At 35.9% G+C, this 2,434-nt stretch carries 4 protein-coding genes; 2 read left to right on the top strand and 2 right to left on the bottom strand.

Features of this window, described 5'->3' with window-relative positions; translation table 11 throughout:
- The coding region (locus Q0X89_RS08620; RefSeq protein WP_297693163.1) for a formyltransferase family protein at positions 1-205 on the top strand (205 nt) is incomplete at its 5' end.
- A gap of 192 nt (positions 206-397) precedes the next feature.
- Positions 398-751 (top strand): hypothetical protein, encoded by a 354-nt coding sequence (locus Q0X89_RS08615; RefSeq protein ID WP_297693160.1) that lies wholly within the window; start codon positions 398-400, stop codon positions 749-751.
- Positions 752-807: 56 nt separating this feature from the next.
- Here the strand turns inward: Q0X89_RS08615 and Q0X89_RS08610 are convergent, their stop codons facing one another.
- Positions 808-1,335 (bottom strand): hypothetical protein, encoded by a 528-nt coding sequence (locus Q0X89_RS08610; RefSeq protein ID WP_297693158.1) that lies wholly within the window; start codon positions 1,333-1,335, stop codon positions 808-810.
- 1 nt (position 1,336) lies between these two features.
- Positions 1,337-1,984 (bottom strand): ankyrin repeat domain-containing protein, encoded by a 648-nt coding sequence (locus tag Q0X89_RS08605; RefSeq protein ID WP_297693156.1) that lies wholly within the window; start codon positions 1,982-1,984, stop codon positions 1,337-1,339.
- Positions 1,985-2,434: the final 450 nt, after the last annotated feature.

Here is a 2,434-nt window from a genome sequence, read left to right as displayed (position 1 = left end):
AGCAACGAGTCACTATGTCACAGAAGATCTCGATGAAGGACCCATCATTGAGCAGGATGTCGTCCATGTCGATCACGCACATTCTATCGATGATCTTATAATTAAAGGGCGTGATCTTGAAAAAATGGTCCTGGCAAGAGCCATCAAGAAACATTTGAAACGGAAAGTAATGGTATACAATAATAAGACCATTGTATTTAAATAAACCTAAAGTTCCTAATCCATATCCTGATTGGCGCAGCCTCGCTCCAAAAGTTTTCACCAATGGTTTGCTCTGGCCCAAGAACAAAGGAAAGGTTCTATAAAAATTTAAAGTTTTATTTCTTCAACATCTACTTATTTCTTCTAAAATTATCTTTATCTTATCGTCTCAAAAAACAACTAAAAACAAGATAAAATGAAGGTAATAAATAGTGAAATAACGCAATATTGGGTGCACTTTCAATCCGGAGGTGCTGAAAAAAATCGCGTATACCCCCGTGCTCTAATTAAATGTTATCACGATGATGATTTTATTCTTCAGATAAATTTCTATCCGGATGGCAAAACCCTAGCTCCCAATAATTATGACAAACGGAATAAGTTGGTGTATTTGCGCTATCCAATGTCAATGTATCCCAGTGTTTTGGATATTTTGAGAAATGAAAAACCCATTTATTTCAGTTATAATTTGAATTTGAATATGGGCCATGTTCGGACTGGAAAAGAACCTATCGGCGAAGGAGAAATGGATGCTGATTTTAACTCCTGATTTAAAAACACATAGATTTTTTGGTAAACGACAACCTAGTCCATGGGTAGTTCAGCCTATTGGACGACAACTTTTAGGTGTAGTAGTTCATTTTTATCTATGAATTGATCTTTATTCTGATCATTCCACAAAGCCATAAAAAATCTATCAAAAGCGCTAATAGGCTTCTTCTCCCCACTTACTTGTAATGAGTTTACTGTAAATGTGGATTTACCCTCTTCTGTAATTTTGGCTCCGTGCGTTTCATTCAATGAAGCCGCTTCATCGGGTCCAATAGGAAGGTAATCTGCATTTCCTTCCATGGCTAAAAATTTAAAAATGAAAAAATAGGAGTTAAAATCTGCATTGATATCTGTTTCCGCTTTCGTATGCAAAAAAAGATCTTCAGTTAAGCCGGCGCAAACCATGAGTTCCTTTCCTTCAAATTCCAAGGTAAAAGATTCTGGTTGAATGGTCACTTGATGAAAGTTCTTAGAATCTACTTTTTCCAGTTCAAGAACGCTAGACTGGCGAATATTGACCTGCGCAAATAAGCTTCCACAACCCAATACTATTAATAGGGTTATTAAAATGGCATTCTTCATGTTATTTGTCCTTTAATAAATTGATAATCTCATTATTCTGTAATTCAATTGCCTTTTGTAAACATGTCGTACCATATATGTTTGGTCGATCTTTATTGGCACCATATGCCAGAAGTTTTTGAACCACTTCATTTTGCTCCGCGGAAACGGCTATAAATAAAGCAGATTCGCCCCTGGTCCCTCTAACATTAAGTAAGGCTCCATTGTCAACCAACATATCTACAACTTCGGAATGCCCGTTTAATGAAGCAAACATTAATGCCGTTGCCCTGTGCTTGCTGTCTTGCTGATTCACATCTGCACCATATTCAAGAAGGAGTTCAACAATTTCCAAATAGCCATTGGATGCTGCACGTTGCAAGGGGAACACTTTGTCCAATTCAGATTGCTGGTTGGGATCTGCGCCTTTTCTCAATAAAACCTCTACTATTGCGAGATAGCCTCCCTGACAAGCATAAAGTAAAGGTGACCATCCCCTTTTAGGTTCCTTATAATTAATTAGTGCACCTTTATTTAAATATTTTTTGACGCTTGACGGTTCATTATTAAGCACCGCCTGCTGTAATTTATAAGTAGCTTTTGGCTGACTTATTTTACACGCGGACAAATTGATTAATATGATTAAGGCGAATAACAAGGTATTCTTCATGATCAAAGAATATTACTACAGAGAATTCCAACTAGCATTTACAATTATCCAGAACATTGATTTAAAGTCTCATCTATAAAAACGATGTAGAAAAAATATTGTTGTAAAGTAATTTTTTAATAGGTACTCTTTTTAACTGTAGCCCTAAAATAAAATGCCTCAAAACGAATGGCAATTAAATCTTTTAAATAAAAAGACGCCTATATTATAATAGTATATCCGTTTTAGTATTGAATTCCATCTTATTAAGAATACCTGCCCAAACCCCTAAATTTTATTGAAATCTCAGGCTGAAATCTCGATAAAATACGCCTAACATCGCCCAAGTGTTTTTGAGGTTTCATACGCTCGTCGATGATTTTTTGCACTTAATCAGGGTTTTTGTCGAATACCGAGAATTAATTGGTTTTCAGCGATTTAGAACCTAGATACCCCTGTCATGCTGCGTTT

The sequence above is a fragment of the uncultured Eudoraea sp. genome, assembly GCF_947258525.1.
Taxonomy (GTDB): Bacteria; Bacteroidota; Bacteroidia; order Flavobacteriales; family Flavobacteriaceae; genus Eudoraea.
The sequence above is the reverse complement of the archived record's forward strand: the minus strand, read 5'-3'. Positions and strand labels throughout refer to the sequence as shown.

Excerpts from the sequence above, each read along its gene's own strand:
- Q0X89_RS08615 (WP_297693160.1), top strand. The coding sequence starts at position 398 with ATGAAGGTAATAAATAGTGAAATAACGCAATATTGGGTGCACTTTCAA.
- Q0X89_RS08610 (WP_297693158.1), bottom strand. The coding sequence starts at position 1,335 with ATGAAGAATGCCATTTTAATAACCCTATTAATAGTATTGGGTTGTGGA.
- Q0X89_RS08605 (WP_297693156.1), bottom strand. The coding sequence starts at position 1,984 with ATGAAGAATACCTTGTTATTCGCCTTAATCATATTAATCAATTTGTCC.